This is a genomic window from Pelomonas sp. SE-A7, assembly GCF_030345705.1.
In the GTDB taxonomy this organism is placed as follows: domain Bacteria; phylum Pseudomonadota; class Gammaproteobacteria; order Burkholderiales; family Burkholderiaceae_C; genus JAUASW01.
This window is the reverse complement of the sequence record NZ_JAUASW010000003.1, coordinates 547,260-564,068: the sequence shown is the minus strand read 5'-3', so window position 1 is coordinate 564,068 and position 16,809 is coordinate 547,260. Positions and strand designations below refer to the sequence as shown.

The 16,809-nt window shown below is 68.4% G+C and carries 17 protein-coding genes; 4 read left to right on the top strand and 13 right to left on the bottom strand.

What is annotated here, in order from left to right:
* Nucleotides 1-35 precede the first annotated feature (35 nt).
* Together argC and QT382_RS20555 are read left to right on the top strand one after the other, a co-directional pair.
* Entirely contained in the window at nucleotides 36-977 is a 942-nt protein-coding gene (gene argC / locus QT382_RS20560) for an N-acetyl-gamma-glutamyl-phosphate reductase (RefSeq protein ID WP_289255993.1), read from the top strand.
* Entirely contained in the window at nucleotides 974-1,408 is a 435-nt protein-coding gene (locus tag QT382_RS20555; RefSeq protein WP_289255992.1) for a GNAT family N-acetyltransferase, read from the top strand. Before argC ends, QT382_RS20555 begins: the two co-directional genes overlap by 4 nt.
* Before the next feature lie 36 nt (nucleotides 1,409-1,444).
* Here QT382_RS20555 and QT382_RS20550 read toward each other — a convergent pair whose 3' ends face one another.
* From QT382_RS20550 to mnmG, 4 genes are all read right to left on the bottom strand, one after another.
* Nucleotides 1,445-2,206, bottom strand: a complete 762-nt coding sequence (locus QT382_RS20550) for a GNAT family N-acetyltransferase (RefSeq protein ID WP_289255991.1) — start codon at nucleotides 2,204-2,206, stop codon at nucleotides 1,445-1,447.
* A 24-nt stretch (nucleotides 2,207-2,230) separates the two neighbouring features.
* Complete coding sequence (locus QT382_RS20545) at nucleotides 2,231-2,998, bottom strand: ParA family protein (protein ID WP_289256086.1); 768 nt, start codon at nucleotides 2,996-2,998, stop codon at nucleotides 2,231-2,233.
* A gap of 70 nt (nucleotides 2,999-3,068) precedes the next feature.
* Nucleotides 3,069-3,722: a 16S rRNA (guanine(527)-N(7))-methyltransferase RsmG gene (rsmG, locus tag QT382_RS20540; protein ID WP_289255990.1), complete on the bottom strand. Its 654-nt coding sequence runs from the start codon at nucleotides 3,720-3,722 to the stop codon at nucleotides 3,069-3,071.
* Nucleotides 3,723-3,792: 70 nt separating this feature from the next.
* A complete protein-coding gene (gene mnmG / locus QT382_RS20535) occupies nucleotides 3,793-5,772 on the bottom strand; it encodes a tRNA uridine-5-carboxymethylaminomethyl(34) synthesis enzyme MnmG (RefSeq protein WP_289255989.1) in 1,980 nt (659 codons plus the stop codon).
* 109 nt (nucleotides 5,773-5,881) lie between these two features.
* Here mnmG and QT382_RS20530 point away from each other — a divergent pair, with 109 nt between their 5' ends.
* Entirely contained in the window at nucleotides 5,882-6,136 is a 255-nt protein-coding gene (locus tag QT382_RS20530) for a YkgJ family cysteine cluster protein (RefSeq protein ID WP_289255988.1), read from the top strand.
* A gap of 8 nt (nucleotides 6,137-6,144) precedes the next feature.
* Here QT382_RS20530 and QT382_RS20525 read toward each other — a convergent pair whose 3' ends face one another.
* From QT382_RS20525 to QT382_RS20510, 4 genes are all read right to left on the bottom strand, one after another.
* Nucleotides 6,145-8,265 carry a peptidase domain-containing ABC transporter gene (locus QT382_RS20525; RefSeq protein ID WP_289255987.1) on the bottom strand — a complete coding sequence of 707 codons (2,121 nt, stop codon included), beginning with the start codon at nucleotides 8,263-8,265 and terminating at the stop codon, nucleotides 6,145-6,147.
* Nucleotides 8,258-9,505: an HlyD family secretion protein gene (locus tag QT382_RS20520; RefSeq protein WP_289255986.1), complete on the bottom strand. Its 1,248-nt coding sequence runs from the start codon at nucleotides 9,503-9,505 to the stop codon at nucleotides 8,258-8,260. Before QT382_RS20520 ends, QT382_RS20525 begins: the two co-directional genes overlap by 8 nt.
* Nucleotides 9,506-9,567: 62 nt before the next feature.
* Nucleotides 9,568-9,735, bottom strand: a complete 168-nt coding sequence (locus QT382_RS20515) for a hypothetical protein (protein WP_289255985.1) — start codon at nucleotides 9,733-9,735, stop codon at nucleotides 9,568-9,570.
* 88 nt (nucleotides 9,736-9,823) lie between these two features.
* Nucleotides 9,824-10,546, bottom strand: a complete 723-nt coding sequence (locus QT382_RS20510) for a helix-turn-helix transcriptional regulator (RefSeq protein WP_289255984.1) — start codon at nucleotides 10,544-10,546, stop codon at nucleotides 9,824-9,826.
* Here QT382_RS20510 and QT382_RS21135 point away from each other — a divergent pair.
* On the top strand, nucleotides 10,545-11,084 hold the full coding sequence (locus QT382_RS21135; protein ID WP_502929931.1) for a DUF4902 domain-containing protein: 540 nt from the start codon (nucleotides 10,545-10,547) through the stop codon (nucleotides 11,082-11,084). The genes QT382_RS20510 and QT382_RS21135 overlap by 2 nt on opposite strands.
* A 16-nt stretch (nucleotides 11,085-11,100) precedes the next feature.
* Here QT382_RS21135 and QT382_RS20500 read toward each other — a convergent pair whose 3' ends face one another.
* The 5 genes from QT382_RS20500 to QT382_RS20480 all read right to left on the bottom strand — a co-directional run bounded on the left by QT382_RS20500 (nucleotide 11,101) and on the right by QT382_RS20480 (nucleotide 16,734).
* Nucleotides 11,101-12,288 (bottom strand): ABC transporter permease, encoded by a 1,188-nt coding sequence (locus QT382_RS20500; protein WP_289255982.1) that lies wholly within the window; start codon nucleotides 12,286-12,288, stop codon nucleotides 11,101-11,103.
* A complete protein-coding gene (locus QT382_RS20495; protein ID WP_289255981.1) occupies nucleotides 12,285-13,070 on the bottom strand; it encodes an ABC transporter ATP-binding protein in 786 nt (261 codons plus the stop codon). The genes QT382_RS20500 and QT382_RS20495 overlap by 4 nt, the downstream gene beginning before the upstream one ends.
* Complete coding sequence (locus tag QT382_RS20490) at nucleotides 13,067-14,566, bottom strand: alpha/beta hydrolase (protein ID WP_289255980.1); 1,500 nt, start codon at nucleotides 14,564-14,566, stop codon at nucleotides 13,067-13,069. Before QT382_RS20490 ends, QT382_RS20495 begins: the two co-directional genes overlap by 4 nt.
* Nucleotides 14,567-14,683: 117 nt before the next feature.
* Nucleotides 14,684-15,145, bottom strand: coding sequence for a MaoC family dehydratase (locus QT382_RS20485; RefSeq protein WP_289255979.1), 462 nt, complete (start codon nucleotides 15,143-15,145; stop codon nucleotides 14,684-14,686).
* 8 nt (nucleotides 15,146-15,153) lie between these two features.
* Entirely contained in the window at nucleotides 15,154-16,734 is a 1,581-nt protein-coding gene (locus QT382_RS20480; protein WP_289255978.1) for a thioredoxin family protein, read from the bottom strand.
* Nucleotides 16,735-16,809: the final 75 nt, after the last annotated feature.

Below are 16,809 nucleotides of genomic sequence, written 5' to 3'. Positions count from 1 at the left end.
AACCTCTTTGTTGGCATTGTGCTGGAGCGATTGAAATGACTTACGCGGTGTATGTGGACGGCCAGGAAGGCACGACCGGGCTGCGCATCCATGAATACCTGTCCCAGCGCAGCGACATCGAGGTGCTGAAGATCGATGCCGACAAGCGCAAGGACCCGGCCGAGCGGGCGCGATTGCTGAATGCTTCCGACGTGTCCTTCCTGTGCCTGCCCGACGCCGCCTCGCGCGAAGCGGCGGCCATGGTGACCAATCCAAAGACCTGTTTGATCGACGCCAGCACGGCCCATCGCACGGTGGCCGGCTGGAGCTTCGGCCTGCCCGAGCTTTGCAAGGGCCAGCGCGATTCGATCCGCCAGTCCAAGCGCATCGCCAACCCGGGCTGCCATGCCAGCGCCTTCATCCTGGCCGTGCGCCCATTGGTCGATGCCGGCCTCTTGAGCCCCGAGGCCCTGATCTCTGCCACCTCGATCACCGGCTATTCCGGCGGCGGCAAGTCCATGATTACCGAGTACGAGGCAGCAAGTGAGCCCAAGCTCACGTCGCCGCGGCCCTATGCCCTGGGCCTGGCGCACAAGCATTTGCCCGAGATGATGGCCCATACCGGACTGAAAACCGCGCCGGTCTTCATGCCCATAGTCGGCAACTTCTACAAGGGCCTGGCCGTGACCGTGCCGCTGCACCTGAGCCTGCTCAAGGCCGGCACCAAGGCCGAGCATCTGCACGAGGCGCTGAGCCGCCACTACGAGGGCGAGCGCTTCATCCGCGTGATGCCGCTGCGCGATGCCGGCACGCTGGCCGAGGGCTTCTTCGACGTGCAGGCCTGCAACGACAGCAACCGGGTCGACCTCTTCGTGTTCGGCAGTGAGACGCAAGTGCTGGTCATGGCCCGCCTGGACAACCTGGGCAAGGGCGCCAGCGGCGCCGCCGTGCAGTCGATGAACGTGCACCTGGGCGTCGACGAGGCCCTGGGGCTTTGAGCGCAGCCGACAACCGGCGCTGGCAGCTGGGCCTGCCCGCCGAAGACGCTGCACGGGTCGCCGAAGGCGAGCATGGCTATCGCCAGGCCCAGTCGGCGGGTGGCCGGCCGCAGGCCTTTTCACTGGGCCTGTACGAAGGCGAGGACCTGATCGCCGGCCTGACCGGCCATACCGAGTTCCACCGACTGTTCATCGACCAGGTCTGGGTCGAGGACGACTGGCGGGGCGGCGGCCTGGGCACCGGCCTGCTGCGCCGGGCCGAGGCCGAGGCGCTGCGCCTGGGCTGTGTCGATGCCCTGGTCGAGACCCTGTCCGACCGCACGGCCGAGTGGTTCGAAAGCCTGGGCTTCACTTGCGTGGCCCATGTGCACGACTACCTGCCGGGCTTCACCCGCCACATCCTGATCAAGGTCTGGAAGCCGCGCGGCTGAGCGAGCCGGTTGCATGCCTGGCCGGTCTCGGTCGACTCAGTCGGCCGCCGACGGGTCCTTGCTGCGGTAGTGGTAGCGGTAGGCGAACTCGAATCCCAGGCTCGCATAGAGCCGCTGGGCCACCTTGTTGTCGGTGCCGACCTGCAGATAGGCCCGGTAGGCGCCCTGGGCCCGGGCCTCGCGCAACAGGGCCTCGCACAGCGCCTTGGCATGTCCTTGGCCGCGCTTCTCGGGCGGCGTGAAGATGTCGAACAGGCCCACCATGTCCTCGTCGACCACGATCTGGCCGCAGGCCTGCAGCTCGCCGTCGGGCCCTTCCAGCAGATAGCCCTGGTAGGGCCGCGGTGCATGCTGCATGCGCTCGGCATGGGCCAGGATTTCGGTCTCGCTGGAGCCTCGCAACCGGCCGACCAGCCGCGCATAGGCCGGGTTGTCTATGGCGCGCAGCAAGTGGCGCTGGGGCAAGTGGTCCAGCGAGGCGCGCACCATCACGTCGGCGGCGTCGAATTCGAACCAGCCCAGGCGCTGCAACTGCAGGTCCAGGTCGGGCGGCTGGGAGTAGGGCGTGATACGAATGATCAGCGGCAGGCCGCTCTTGGCGAAGGCGGCTTCGCAGCGGTCCAGCAGCTGGGGCAGGGGCAGCCTGCCCTGGGCCAGGGCATTGACGCAGCGCGAGCGCTTGGCCTTGCCCGGCGACAGCCTCAAGAGCCAGCCATCGATCTGCGCTTCTTGCGGCGGGGCGCTGGCATTCAGGCCCGCCTCCTCGGCACGTTTCGCGAGGGTGGCGAGCAGGGTCATGTGGGTACTGCGGTGCCGGGTTGCTTACTTGCCGATCCGCCGCACCATCTCGCGGGCGAATTCGACGAAGGACTGGGCGCCCTTGGAGGCCGGGTCGAAGACCACGCCGGGCAGGCCGTAGCTGGGCGCCTCGGCCAGGCGCACATTGCGCGGGATCACGGTGTCGAACACCTTGTCGCCGAAATGGGCCTTGAGTTGCTCGCTGACCTGCTGTTGCAGGGTGATGCGTGGGTCGAACATCACGCGCAGCAGGCCGATGATCTCCAGGTCCGAATTCAGGTTGGCGTGGACCTGCTTGATGGTGTTGACCAGGTCGGACAGGCCTTCCAGCGCGAAGTACTCGCACTGCATGGGCACGATCACGCCATGGGCCGAGCACAGGCCGTTCAGCGTCAGCATCGAGAGCGAAGGCGGGCAGTCGATCAGCACGAAGTCGTAGTCGTTCTTGACCTCGGCCAGGGCGGCCTTGAGCCGCTTCTCACGGCGCTCCAGCTCGACCAGTTCGACCTCGGCGCCGGCCAGTTCGCGGTTGGCGCCCAGCACGTCATAGCCGACCTTGTCGTTGCGGGTCTTGGCCTCGGCGATGGAGGCCGACTCCAGCAGCACGTCGTAGATGCTGAGTTCCAGCTTGCGCTTGTCTATGCCCGAACCCATGGTCGCGTTGCCCTGCGGGTCCAGGTCCACCACCAGCACGCGCTGGCCGACCTGGGCCAGGCCGGCGGCCAGGTTGACGGTGGTAGTGGTCTTGCCGACCCCGCCCTTTTGATTGGCAATGCAGAAGATCTTGGCCATCAGTCTGGTCATTCTTGTCAGGCAGCGATGGTAGCCGGGAAGGGCGCCCGGCCCGTGGATCAATTGCGGCTCAGGCGCGCGGTTTGATCCAGATGAGACAGCGCTGGGCATCCAGGCCCGGCACCTGCAGTTGTTCCACGTGAAACACGTCCAGGTCCGAGGGTAGGGCGGTCAGTTCGTCGGCCGGGTGCTGGCCCTTCATGGCCAGCCAGATCGCCCCGGGCTTCAGGTGCTGGCGGGTCAGCGTGGTGAAGTCCAGCAGCGAGGCAAAGGCGCGCGAGGTGATCAGGTCGAAGGGCTCGACCTTCAGTGCCTCGACCCGCGAATGCTCGCCATGCAGGTTCTTCAGGCCCAGCTCGGCGGCTACCTGCTTGATGAAGCTGGCCTTCTTGGCGACGGCATCGACGCAGGTGACATCGATGTTGGGTTCGCAGATGGCGACGACCACGCCGGGCAGGCCGCCACCACTACCCACGTCCATGAGTCGCAGCGGATTGCCAGCCGCCTGGCGGCGCAAGGCCGGAATCAGGCTGAGGCTGTCCACCAGATGCTGGGTCAGCATGGCCTGCGGGTCGCGGACGGCGGTCAGGTTGTAGACCTTGTTCCATTTCTGGATCAGGCCCAGGTAGGCGAGCAGCTGGTCCAGCTGGGAGTCGCTGAGGCCCAGGCCCAGCGACTGCGCGGCCGCCGCCAGTGGCGGGCGCAGGGAGTCGAAATCGGTCATGTTTGCACCCTTGGCGCTGCGCGCCATCCCGCCAAGCGGGAATGAGTCCCTTCGGGCGGCCGAGCGGGACTCATGCGGCAGCGCTGTCGTCGTCGTTGGAGGCGGCACTCGGGGCGCCGTCGAAGCCCTTGAAGCGGCCCTTCTTCAGGTGGATCAGCAGCAGCGAGATCGCGGCCGGCGTCACGCCCGAGATCCGCGAGGCCTGGCCCAGGGTCTCGGGCCGGTGCTTGCTGAGTTTCTGGCGGACCTCGATGGAGAGGGCGCTGACCTGGCCGTAGTCCAGGTCCTCGGGCAGCTTCAGGTGCTCGTAGTGCGCGGCACGGGCCACGTCCTCGACCTGCTTGTTGATGTAGCCGGCGTATTTGATGCTGGTCTCGACCAGCTCGACCACGGCATCGGCCAGGGTCTGGCCCAGCTCTTCATGCAGGGCTGAGCGAGAGATCCGCATTTCCGGGCGGGCGATGGCGGCCACCTCGGCCAGGGTGTCGTAGCCCACGCCGGGTCGGCGCAGCAGGTCGATGAAGGTGTATTCACGCTCCAGCGCCTTGCCGACCAGACGCTCGGCGTCGGCCGCCGGCAGGATGCCCGGGTGAACAAAGCTCGACTTCAGCTTCTCTGTTTCACGTGAAACAGCATCGCGCTTGCGGTTGAAGGCGTCCCAGCGGGCGTCGTCCACCAGGCCCAGCTCGCGGCCGGCCTCGGTCAGGCGCAGGTCGGCGTTGTCTTCGCGCAGCTGCAGCCGGAACTCGGCCCGGCTGGTGAACATGCGGTAGGGCTCGGTCACGCCCTTGGTGATCAGGTCGTCGACCAGCACGCCCAGGTAGGCCTGGTCGCGGCCGGGCAGCCAGGCTTCACGGCCCTGGACCTGCAGCGCGGCATTCAGGCCGGCGAACAGGCCCTGGGCGGCCGCCTCCTCGTAGCCGGTCGTGCCGTTGATCTGGCCGGCGAAAAACAGGCCGTTGATGGCCCGGGTCTCAAATGTGCTCTTCAGCTCGCGCGGGTCGAAGTAGTCGTACTCGATGGCGTAGCCGGGCCGCAGGATGTGGGCGTTTTCCAGGCCGGGGATGGAACGGACGGCCGCCAGCTGGATGTCGAAGGGCAGGGAGGTGGAGATGCCGTTCGGGTAGAACTCGTGGGTCGTCAGACCCTCGGGCTCCAGGAAGATCTGGTGGCTGTCCTTGTCGGCGAAGCGGTTGATCTTGTCTTCTATGGACGGGCAGTAGCGCGGGCCCACGCCCTCGATCACGCCGGTGAACATCGGGCTGCGGTCAAAGCCTGAGCGGATGATCTCGTGGGTGCGTTCGTTGGTGTGCGTGATCCAGCAGGGCAGCTGCTTGGGATGCTGGGCGGCCGAGCCCATGAAGCTGAACACCGGGATCGGGTCCAGGTCGCCGGGCTGCTCCTCGCAGCGCGAGAAGTCGATCGTGCGGCCATCGATGCGCGGCGGCGTGCCGGTCTTGAGCCGGCCCTGGGGCAGCTTCAGCTCCTTGAGCCGGCCGGACAGCGAGACCGCCGGCGGGTCGCCGGCGCGGCCGGCGCTGAAGTTCTCCAGGCCGATGTGGATGCGGCCATCCAGGAAGGTGCCGGCGGTCAGCACCACGGCGCGGGCGCGGAAGCGCAGGCCGCTCTGGGTGACGGCACCGACCACACGGTCGCCCTCGACCATCAGGTCGTCCACCGCCTGCTGGAACAGCATCAGGTTCGGTTGGTTCTCAAGCCGATGGCGGATCGCGGCCTTGTAGAGCACCCGGTCGGCCTGGGCGCGGGTGGCTCGCACGGCCGGGCCTTTGGAGCCGTTGAGGATGCGGAACTGGATGCCCGACTCGTCGGTGGCCGCGGCCATGGCACCGCCCAGCGCGTCCACTTCCTTGACCAGGTGGCCCTTGCCTATGCCGCCTATCGACGGGTTGCAGCTCATCTGGCCCAGGGTCTCGATGTTGTGGGTCAGCAGCAGGGTGCTGGCGCCCATCCGCGCCGCGGCCAGCGCGGCCTCGGTGCCGGCGTGGCCACCACCGACGACGATGACATCGAATTCCTTGGGATAAAGCATGGGCTGGCTGGGGGTTCGGGCAAACCCGCGATTCTACGGATCGCCTGTGGACAAGTCACGGCAGTTCACCACGCCGGCGGCCTCGCAAGGGCATAGACAATCCAGGCCCATGGAATGCCGTTCCCACTGCGCCGCCTGCTGCATCGCGCCTTCGATCAGCTCGCCGATTCCGGGCATGCCGGATGGCAAGCCGGCCGGCGTGCGCTGCATCCAGCTCGACGAGCAGGACCGCTGCAAGATCTTCGGCCATCCGGAGCGGCCGGCGGTCTGCGGCTCGCTGCAGCCCAGCGAAATCATGTGCGGCGAGAACCGCGAGCAGGCGATGCGATGGCTCGGTTGGATGGAGGACCAGACCGCACCCTGAGCCTGCGCTCAGGCCTGAGCCAGATTCCTCAGATCCTGTGCGACTCGGCCACCCTGCAGCGCGATCACCCGCTGCGCCGAAGCAATCGTCTCGGGCCGGTGGGCGATAACGATCTTGGTCAGCGGCAGCTGGCGCAGCGAAGCATTGAGCTGGCGTTCGCGGTCCACGTCCAGGGCGCTGGTGGCCTCGTCCAGCAACAGGAACTGCGGCTTCTTGTAGAGCGCCCGGGCGAGCAGGATGCGCTGGCGCTGGCCGCCCGAGAGGCTGGACCCCATGTCGCTGACCAGGCTCTGGTAGCCCATGGGCAAGGCCTCGATTTCCTCGGCAACGCAGGCCAGGCGGGCACATTCGCGGACCCAAGCCGGGTCGGCACCGGGCTCGAAGAAGCTGATGTTGTCGGCAATGCTGCCGGCGAACAGCTGGTCGTCCTGAAGCACCGCACCGACGGCCGAGCGCCAGCTCTGCAAACCGAGCTTGGCCAGTGGCGTGCCGTTGATCAGCACCTGGCCCGACTGCGGTTCGTGCATGCCGAGCATCAGCTTCATCAGCGTGGTCTTGCCGCAGCCCGAGGGCCCGGTCAGCGCCACCGACTCGCCCGGCGCGACCGTGAAGCTGCAGCCCTTGATCACCTCGGGCTCGCCGTCGGCATAGCGGAATGTGACCTCCCGCAGCTCCAGCGTGGCGCCTTCGGGCAGGGGCAGGGCGCCGCCCTTGGCTTCGGGCGCGCTCAGCACGATGTCGGCCAGGCGCTGGCCCTGCAGCTTGAGCATGGCCAGCTCCACGCCCTTGTCGATCAGGCCGGCCAGGCGCAGGCTGAACTGCTCCTTGTAGGCCAGGAAGGCGAACAGCATGCCGACCGACAGCTCGCGCTCCAGCACCAGCCAGGCGCCTAGGCAGACGATGGCCACCCGTTCCAGGCCGAACAGCAGCTTGTGCGAGACGCCCATCCACAGCTCCAGCCGGCGGGTCGCCAGCGAGGCGTTCATCTGCTCGACCACCAGGTTGGAGAAACGGGCGCTGCGGGCCGGCTCGGCGTTCAGGAGCTTGATGGCCGCCGCGCCGCGCATCGATTCGACGAAGAAGCCGTTCTGCCTGGCTTCGTGGATCAGCGCCTCCTCGGTGGCCTCGCGCAGCGGCCGGTAAAAGGCCCAGCGCAGCAAGCCATAGCCGGCCACGGCCAGCAGGGCCAGACCGCTCAGCCGCGGGCTGTAGAGCCACATCATGGCCAGGGTCAGCAGCACCATCAGGCCGTCCAGCACCGCCTCGACGAAGCGGGTGGTCAGGGTGCGCTGAATCTGCTGCACGCTGCCGAAGCGCGACCAGATTTCGCCGAGCGAGCGCTTGTCGAACCAGGCCTGCGGCAGGCGCAGCAGATGGGCGAACACATTGCTGAGCCACTGCAGATTGAGGCTGGCCGAGAGCGCGAGCACGGCCCAGGACCGCAGCGTGCCGACGGCCACCTGCAGCAGCACCAGCAAGGCGAAGCCGGCCCCCAGCGTGTAGAGCAGGTCATGGTCGGCACCGACCAGCACGCCATCGACCGTCCACTGCAGGAGGAAGGGCGAGAGCAGGGTCAAGAGCTCCAGCAGCACGGCCAGCAGCAGGGCCTGGCCCAACGCGCGGTGCAGGCCCTGGACCCGGCCCAGCAACTGGCGCAGCGAAGGGGCGGGCGCCGCGGCCTTGGTCTGGAAATCGGCACCCGGACGCAACTCCAGAGCCACGCCCGTGAAGTGGCGTGACAGCTCGCTTATCGCCATCGTGCGTCGGCCGTGGGCCGGGTCGTGCAGCACGGCCTGGTCGCCCTGGACCTCGGCCAGCACCACGAAATGCTTGAAGTCCCAATGCAGGATGCAGGGCAGTTGCAGCCGCGCCAGATGGGCCGGCTCGGCGCGCAGGGCGCGGCAGGCCAGGCCCAGGCCATCGGCCATGCGGACCAGGTCGGCGGCGGTGCAGCCTTTCAGCGAGATCGCGAAGCGGGCCCGCAGCTCGGCCAGGCCCACATGGTGCCCATGGGCGCCGGCCACCATGGCCAGACAGGCCAGGCCGCATTCGGCCGCCTCGGTCTGCAGCAGCAGCGGCAGGCGGCGGCGCTTGCCCCACTGCAATTGGGAGAGCAGCGCTTCAGACACGGCGACCCAAAGCCAGCAAGGGTTCGAAGATCCACTCGATCAGCTTGCGCTTCTCGAGCAGTACGTCGGCATCGAGCTGCATTCCTGCGGTGAGTGCTTGCTCCTTGCCAAAGGCTTGCACGGACTGGCGATCCAGGGCCACGGTGACCCGATACAGCGGTTCATTGGCGACGCCCGCGCCGGCCGGCAATGACAACTGGCTCAGCTCCTGGCTTGATAGGGGCGTGCGGGCCACCTGCAGCACGCGGCCCTGCTGGTGGCCGAACTTCTGGTACGGAAAGGCCTGGTAGCGCAGCTGCACCTGCTGCTGCGGATGGACAAAACCGATGGCGCTGGACGGCGCGTAGAGGTGGGCCAGCATCATGGCCTGGCCGGGCAGGACAGTAGCCAGCCTCGCGCCCGCGGCCACCGGCTGGCCGGGCTCGGCCTGCACCGTGCTGAGCACGCCGTCAGCCGGCGCGCGCAGCACCAGGCGGCGCCGGGCCGCGGTTTCCAGGCCCAGGGCCTGCAGTTCGGCCCGCTGGCGTTCCAGCTGGCCCTGGCGGCTGGCCGCTTCCAGCGGCAGTTCTCGGCCTCGGGCCTGCAGGCTCAGCAGCTCCCGTTGCAGGCCTTCTCGCTGGCGCTGCAAATCCTGCTGCTGGACCTGCAGGCCGAGCACCTCCTCGCGCTTGTTCTGGACCTGGGCGGCAGCGACGAACTGCTCTTTTTCCAGGGCTTCATGGCGGGCCAGGGTCTGCCGGGCCAGGGCAAGGCGCTCGGCCTGCAGCTTCTCGGCCTGGCGCAGCTGCTCGATCTCGCGCTGCAGGGCCAGGGCGCGCAGCTCCACGTCCTCGCGCTGGCGCTGGGCGAGCAGGCGCTGCTGCTGGGCGGTGTCGGCCAGCGAGCGCTGGCGTTCGGCCAGGCTGCGGGCCACGCCTTCGCCGCTGCCTTCGCTGGCGCTGTCCAGGCTCAGCACGAACAGCGGATCGCCGGCCTTGACGCTCTGGCCCTCCTCGACCAGGCGCTGCAGCACCAGGGCTGCCTGCGGCGAACTGAGCGGCTGCACGCCGCCTAGCGGCACCAGGTGGCCGCCGACCCGGGCCTTGCGCGTGTACTCGCCCAGGCTCAGAAAGGTGCCGACCAAAAAAACAGCGCCGACGGCCAAGGCGGTCAGCGCTCTGAGGTGCAGAAACTGCGGAACCTGCGCGCTGCCCAGCCATTGATGGTCTAGTGCGGACAGCGCCTCGGTTCTGAATAGCATGGCTTCGCTGACCTTGCGGTCGGCGTGATGACAGCGATGTTTATTGGGTCATGTCTAGAGTCTTACCAGGTGCCCTTGGGGGCATCGCCACCGTCGCCACCGCCGGAGCCACCGGACCCGCCCGTTCCGCCTTCGCCGTCACCGCCGCTGACCAGGGTCAGCAGCTCAGGGTCGATCTCGACCGGTTCGTCGAGTTGGGGCAGGGCTTCGGGGGCGGTGAACTTGTCCATGGCCGGTACTCCTGAGGTGGTTTGGAAAGCACGACCTCATTGCAGCAGCTGGCCTGCCCGGCCATAACTGTCAACTCTTACAGCTTGTTCAGCGGATCAGGCCCAGCCGCAGGGCCTTGAGCACCGTCTGATGCTTGTTGTTGCAACCCAGCTTCTGACCGGCATTGGTCAGGTGCAGCACGGCCGTGCGCTCGCTGATGCCGAGGATGGTGCCGACTTCCCAGGCGGTCTTGCCATCCATGGTCCAGCGCAGCACTTCCAGTTCGCGCGGGGTCAGGTGCGGGCGCTCCAGCTGCTGCTCGGCCGGCAGCAGCACCCGCAGCGCCGTGTCCAGCGCATGGACTGCGAACAGCTGCAGATCGGCCACCATGCGGGTGACCTCGGCCGGGTCGCTGGGCAAGGCCTGGTCGCGGTCCACGCCCAGCAGGAAATGCCGGCCCTCGGGCAGGTGCAGGGCCAGGCAGATGCCGGTGCGGTAGCCGAAGCTGGCTTGCGCATCCCAGAGGTCGCCGCTACCACCGCCCACATAGGTCTGCTGGTCCCAGACTATGGGCACGCTGTGGCGCTTGCAGTGCTGCATCACCGGGTCCAGCACGCCCAGCTGCGGGTTGTGCATGGCCTCGGAAAACCCGGTCGGGCAGTTGTCGATGACGATGAACTCGGGCTTGCCCAGCGCATGGTCGACCACGGTCATGGCCGAGAAGGTCTGGAAGTCCAGCGAGCGGGTGAAGCGCTCGACCTCGGCGCCGAACTCGTCCCTGCTCTTGGCTTCGAGCACGGCCTGGAAGCGTCCCTGAAGCATTGACTGCATGACCAGGACCCCGCTGGCGTCGCTTGCGCGCCCCCTGACAAGGTTTACAGCTGGCAGCCGGTTGCCATCGCCGCACACTGGCGGCCACGGCACCACCGGTGCCCCCAGCCCATCGAGCCCGATGTCGACGAACCCTGCCTGGATTGTGTATGCATGGCCACGGATTTTGTGTGCAGCCCGTGCGCTGTCCGCGCTGCGGTTTGCGCACCTAAGCACACAAGTGCTGGTGGCGGGCGGTGGCCGCCGGCCTTCGCTGGGCCAGACGCTGTGGCTGTGCCGCAGCGGCGAAGCGGCCGCCGGCGTGGCCTGGGACTGGGTCAGTCAGCCGCCCGGCGTGGTGGCCCTGGCCGACCCGATGTCCCTGGTCACCAACCTGCAGCTGCTGAACGAGGAGGGCGAGGTGCTCGCCCCGATGGAGTCGGCCCTGCAGCTCAACGGGCTGGTCCACGGCCTGCCCTGGCAGGACCAGGTGCAGCAGATGCTCGAGGCCTGTGAAGGCGAAAAAAAAACAGGCCGGCCCTTGCAGGTGCCGGCCTGAGCTGAGCCAGACAGGCTCAGCGAGCCACGGCCGTTCGCATCGAGCGGGCCACATCCCACAGGCAGACTGCGGTCAGCGCGAGGCCCACGATCACCGGCTGGGCCAGCTGCCAAAGCGTCGGGATCTCGCCCTTGATCAGCTGCGTCATCAGCGTGTTCTGGGCCAGGCCCGGAACCCACAGATGCCAGGGAGCCTGGGCACCGGGGTTGAACAGCGTGACCATGGGCGCCATGCTGACCACCATGATGACCAGGGTGCTGCTGGCCTGCGCCTCCTTGAAGGTCTTGGAGCGGATGGCGATGGCCATCAGCAGGGCGCCCATGCTGGCAGCGAGCGGCAGCTGCAGCAGCAGGAAGGCCACGACCTCGCGGGCGCCGAAGCTGAACATGGCCTGCAGGTTGTCACTCTGCAGCATCAGCTGCGCCGGGATGAAGCTGAGGTCAGAGAGCAGGGCCACGGCCATGCCCAGCAGCGCCACGGCACCCCACTTGCCCAGCACGGTCGACATCGGCGACACCGGGTTCATCATCAGCGGCTCCAGCGAACCGCGTTCGCGCTCGCCGGCGGTGCTGTCCAGCGCTGCGGTCAGCGCACCGTACAGCACGGCCATGATGATGAACATGGGCACCATGCCGGTCAGGCTGGCGACGCGGGCCTGGGGATTGGCCAGGTCGCGCTCTTCGCTGCGCACCGGGGTCAGCTGATCGACGGGCACGCCGCGCAAGGCCAGCTGAAGCGAGGCCCGTTCCGAGCTGAAGCCGCGCACCATGCGCTCAATGTTGCGCACGCCCACGCTGGCCCGCTGGTTGGCCGAATCGCTGACGATCTCGACCACCGGCTGCTCGCCGTTGAGCAGTTGCTCCTCGAACTCCTTGGGCACGACCAGCACCGGCTGGGACAGCTTGCTTTCGCGCAGCTGCTTCTCGAAGTCCTCGGGCGGGGCCTTGATGGTGTAGGTCTGGCGCTCCAGGAAGTTGCGCAGCGTGGGTGCATGCTCCATGCCCTGGACCAGGATCTCGCGCTGCGTGGCCCGTTCCTCGAACGAGGCGATCAGGCCCGAGAGCACGGTCAGCATCAGCGGTCCCATCAGCACGGCCGGGATCAGCAGGCGGGCCAGGGTGCGGCGGTCGCGCAGGCCGTCGGTGAGCTCCTTCAGGAACACCACCCAGGCGGCGCTCGTGAGGTCGTGGGTCTTGCGGCTCATGCTTGTTCTCCCTGCTTCTGGCCGGCTGTGAAGGCCAGCTTGACGAAGGCGTCCTCGAAGCGGTTTTCGCCGGCCTGGGCCAGCAGTTCGGGCACCGTGCCCTCGGCCACGCTGCGGCCGCCGGCGACGATGATCACGTGGTCACACAGCTGCTCGACCTCTTGCATGATGTGGGTCGAGAACACGATGCACTTGCTGCCGCCCTCGGGCGAGCGCAGGAAGCGCAGCGACTCGCGCAGCGAGCGCGTGGCCAGCACGTCGAGGCCGTTGGTGGGCTCGTCCAGCACGATGTTGGCCGGGTCGTGCACCAGGGCGCGGGCCAGCGAGGTCTTCATGCGCTCGCCCTGGCTGAAGCCGTCGGTGCGGCGGTCGATCAGCTTCTTCAGGTCCAGCATGTCGGCCAGCAGCTCGGCGCGCTGCTCGGCGGCCTCGCGGCTCATGCCCTGCAGGCGGCCGAAGTAGACGATGTTCTCGCGGGCGCTGAGCCGCGGGTACAGGCCATGGGCGTCGCTGAGGATGCCCATGCGGGCCAGCGCCTGCTGGCCGACCTGCAGGCCGTCGACCTGGATGCTGCCGGCGTCGGGCTTGAACAGCCCGCCCAGCATGCGCAGCGTGGTGGTCTTGCCGGCGCCGTTGGGGCCCAGCAGGCCGGTGATGCGGCCATCGATGGCCTTCACCGTGATGCCCTGCACCGCCTTGACTTCCTGCTTGGCACCGCGCTTGAAGGTCGAGCCGGCGGCCCGGGTCTGGAAGGTCTTGTGGACCTGGTCGATATGGATCATGGCTTGGCCTCCCGGGCAGCGTCGGGGATGGGCAGGAAGAAGGTGGGGCGCGGCATCTTGGCGGCGCAACTGGTGTCGACCTTGAGCGCCTCGGCATCCTGCTTGGCATCGATGAAGCGGAACACCACGTCGCGCATGCAGGCCAGGCCCATCACGCCGTGGCCGGTGGCGGGAACGACCAGGTGCAGGGCCTTGTCGCCCAGGGCCTTGGCCACGCGTTCGCCGTGGCGCGGCGGAGTCACCGGGTCGATGGCTCCGCTCATCAAGAGCACCGGCGCCTGGGCCTTGGGGATGCTGTAGAAGGCCTCGGGCACCTCGCCGCGCGGCCAGTTCTTGCAGCCGCTCAGGTAGAACTGGGCGTCGCTGTCGGCATAGTCGGCGCCGGGCTTGTCGGTGCGGGCGGCCAGGCGCGGCACGTCCTCGGCGCAGACCACCGAGAAGTGCATGCCGGTAGCCAGGCCCATGCCCTTGCGCGGCGTGCCGCCGGCGCTCAGGCCTATCAGGCCTTCGAAGCGGCCTTCCGCGGCGGCCGCTATGGCAGCCGGCAGGGCCGAGGCCTGGGCCGGGCTGTAGAGCGGGCCGCGCATCGCGCTCAGCAGCGTGCGGCGGGCCAGCTCGAAGCGCTCCGGCCGGCCGGTCACCGGGTTGGCCGCCGTGACCATGCGCGGCACGCTCTTCAGCAGCTCGGCCCATTGCTCGCGCAGCTTGGGGAAGGCCTTGTGGCAGGCGGCTTCCTTCTCGCAGGCCTCGAACAATGCGTCGCTGGCCGCCTGGGTGTCGGTGGAGAACGAGGCCGGCAGGATCATGTCCGGCGGCGCCAGGCCATCGATCAGCAGGCGGCGAATCGTCTGCGGGAACTGGCGTTGCAACTCCAGCGCGGCGCGGGTGCCGTAGGAGCCACCGATCACGTTCCAGCGATCGGTGCCCAGGGCCTGGCGCACCGCGTCCACGTCCTGCATGGCAATCGTGGTGGTGAAGAAGCGCAGGTCGCCGTAAGGCAGCTTCTGCAGCTGCTCGCGGCATTGCTCCAGTTCCTTGAGCTGGCGCGCCGGGTCGGACAGCTCAGCCAGCGGGCGGCGGCCGGGGTCCGGGCATTCCAGCGGGGCCGACTTGCCGGTGCCGCGCTGGTCGACGAAGACCAGGTCGCGGCGGTTGTTCAGGCGTCCGAGACGCGAGAGCACGCCGGAGGCCACATTGATCGAGCTCTGGCCCGGGCCGCCGGCCAGGAACAGCACCGGGTCGGGCAGCTTGTTGCGGGCCAGGGCCGGCAGCACGACGAAGTGCACGTCGATCTGGACGCCGTCGGGTTTGGCCGGATCCAGCGGGCGCTTGACCGTGCCGCATTGCAGTTCGCTGGGCAGGCCGCTCAGGCGGCAGGGCTGGGTGGGGGCGGCGGGCTTGCTGTCGGCGGCCTGGGCCCAGGCCGACAGCGCCAGCAGGGTGCCGGCTGCCAGCGCGCGGCGGACCCGGTCTCTGTTCGGGGATGGCTGTGACATCGCTCCGTTCTCCTCTTGGGTTTCGAACGGGGCGGATTATGGAGAGGCGCCAGCAGGCCGGAACGGCAAATTGCGGCCGATGGCGGCCATGGGCGGCGAATGGCGGGATCGCCGGGCTCAGCGGTCGTTGCCGGCCTCGCGGCGGCCGAACATGCCCCAGCCTTCCATGGTCAGCACCAGCTCGCCGTGATGGTTGCGCACCTGCCATTGCGAGCGCACCAGGCCAATGGCCGGCCGGCTCTGGCTGACGCGGGCTTCCTGCACCACCATGCGGACCGACAGCGTGTCGCCGGGCCGCACCGGCTTGAGCCAGCGCAGGTTGTCTATGCCGGGCGAGCCCTGGCTGGTGGAGTCCAGCAGGTAGGCGTCGCACATCAGGCGCATCACCATGGCGCAGGTATGCCAGCCGCTCGCCGACAGGCCGCCCAGCACCGAGGCCTGGGCCGCTTGCTCGTCCAGGTGCAGCGGTTGCGGGTCGTAGGCGGCAGCGAAGCTCAGGACCTCGTCGCGATCGACCACGCGGCTGCCGCAGTCGATTTCGCAACCGACCGGGAAATCCTCGAAGGCATAGCGCGGCATGGCGGCCCTCAGCCCTTGGCCGGTTTCAGCAGACCCGTGCAGGTGGCACGGTCGGCCGCCTCGACCTTGGCGCAGACGCTGTCCAGCTGACCTTTGAGCCGCGCCAGCACCGCGTCGTACTGGCCCAGCGAATTCCAGCTGGACAGCGAGGTGGCGACCTTCTTCAGCGAGCGGGCGCTGCGTTCGTGGAAGGAGCCCTTGTCCTCGCCGGCCTCCTTGAACAGCTGCGAGGCGGCCTTCTCGATGCGGGCGGCGTCGTTGGGTGCCAGCTCGACCAGGGCGGCGAAATAGTTCGAGCCCCATTGCAGGCGCGTGGCCGGACCTTCGCTCTTGTTGAAGGCCTCCTCGTACCAGCGCAGCGCCTCGTCGGCACGGCCCTGCTTCTTGGCGTTGCCGCCCAGCTGGCTCATCAGGTAGTAAGGCGAATGGCTCTTGCCCAGGCTGGACTTGAGCAGGGCATCGCTGTCCTTCCACAGGCCGGCCTGGCCCAGCATGTAGGCAGTCTCGGTGATCACGGCCTGGCGTTCGTAACCGTCGGTGATCTCGCGGTCGTTGCGCTCGGCCAGCGTCTGGGCTTCCTTCTGCAGCGGCGCCGGCATCTTGGGATGGATCTCGGTCTTGGCCTGGTCCAGGCGGGCCAGCTTGATGCGGGCCGTCAGGGCCTGCAGCCGGTCCATGCGCGACAGCGTGGCGTCCTGCTCCAGGCGCTTCAGCGCGGTGTCGTAGCTGGCCAGCAGCTTGCTGCGCTCGGCGCCGGCCTCGGGGCTCAGCGTCTTGACTATGTCCTCGGCACCGTAGTTCAGCACGTCGGCCTGGGCACGGCTTTCGCCGGCATTGGCCAGCAGCCTGGCCACGCGCTCGCGCAGCGCGGCATCGGGCTTGAGGCCCTTGCCTTCATCGCTGGCGGCCAGGGCCTTGAGCCACAGGCGGGTGGTGGTCTCGGCATCGGCCGTGCCCTGGCTGTTGACCGCCAGTTGGGCCAGCAGGGCGGGACGCTCGGCCTGCGGCACCAGCTGCTGCTCGTCGGTTTCCCAGGAGTAGAAGCCCAGCAGCTTCCAGTCGTTGGCGGCGATTTTCTTGCCGGCGCGGGCCTCGGCCAGCACGGTCTTGACCGGGCGGCCACCGGCCAGGCCCAGCTGCAGCACCTTCATCACCTGGGCTGCATCGGCCTCTCCGGGCAGGCGGGTCAGTTCGTTGCCGTCGGCGCTGAACAGGATCATGGTGGGGTAGCCGCGTACCTTGAAGCGGCTTCCCAGCTTCTGCGCGCCGGGCAGGTCGCCGTCGATGTGGACCGCCACGAAGGCGCGCGACTGCTCGATGAAGTCGGCCCGGTTGAACAGCGTGGCCTTGAGCTGGTTGCAGGGCGGGCACCACTTGGCGCCCCAGTACAGCAGCACCGGCTTCTTCTCGGTGCGGGCCTGGGCAAAGGCCTTGTCGATGTCGGCATCGGCGCCGGCCGCCTGCCAGCTGACCGTTGCGGCGCCAGCCGATGCGGCCAGGGCCGGGCAGGCGTTCAGCAGCGCCAGCGCGAGGCCGGCGGCGAGCAGGGTGGGGCGCAGGGAGGCGGAGGAGCGGGCGGTCGTTCGCATGCGTGACGGAGGCTGAAACGGTTCGGAGCCCGCATTGTGGGGCCGGCCGCTCGGCCTCGCTTGTGAGGGGCTTGT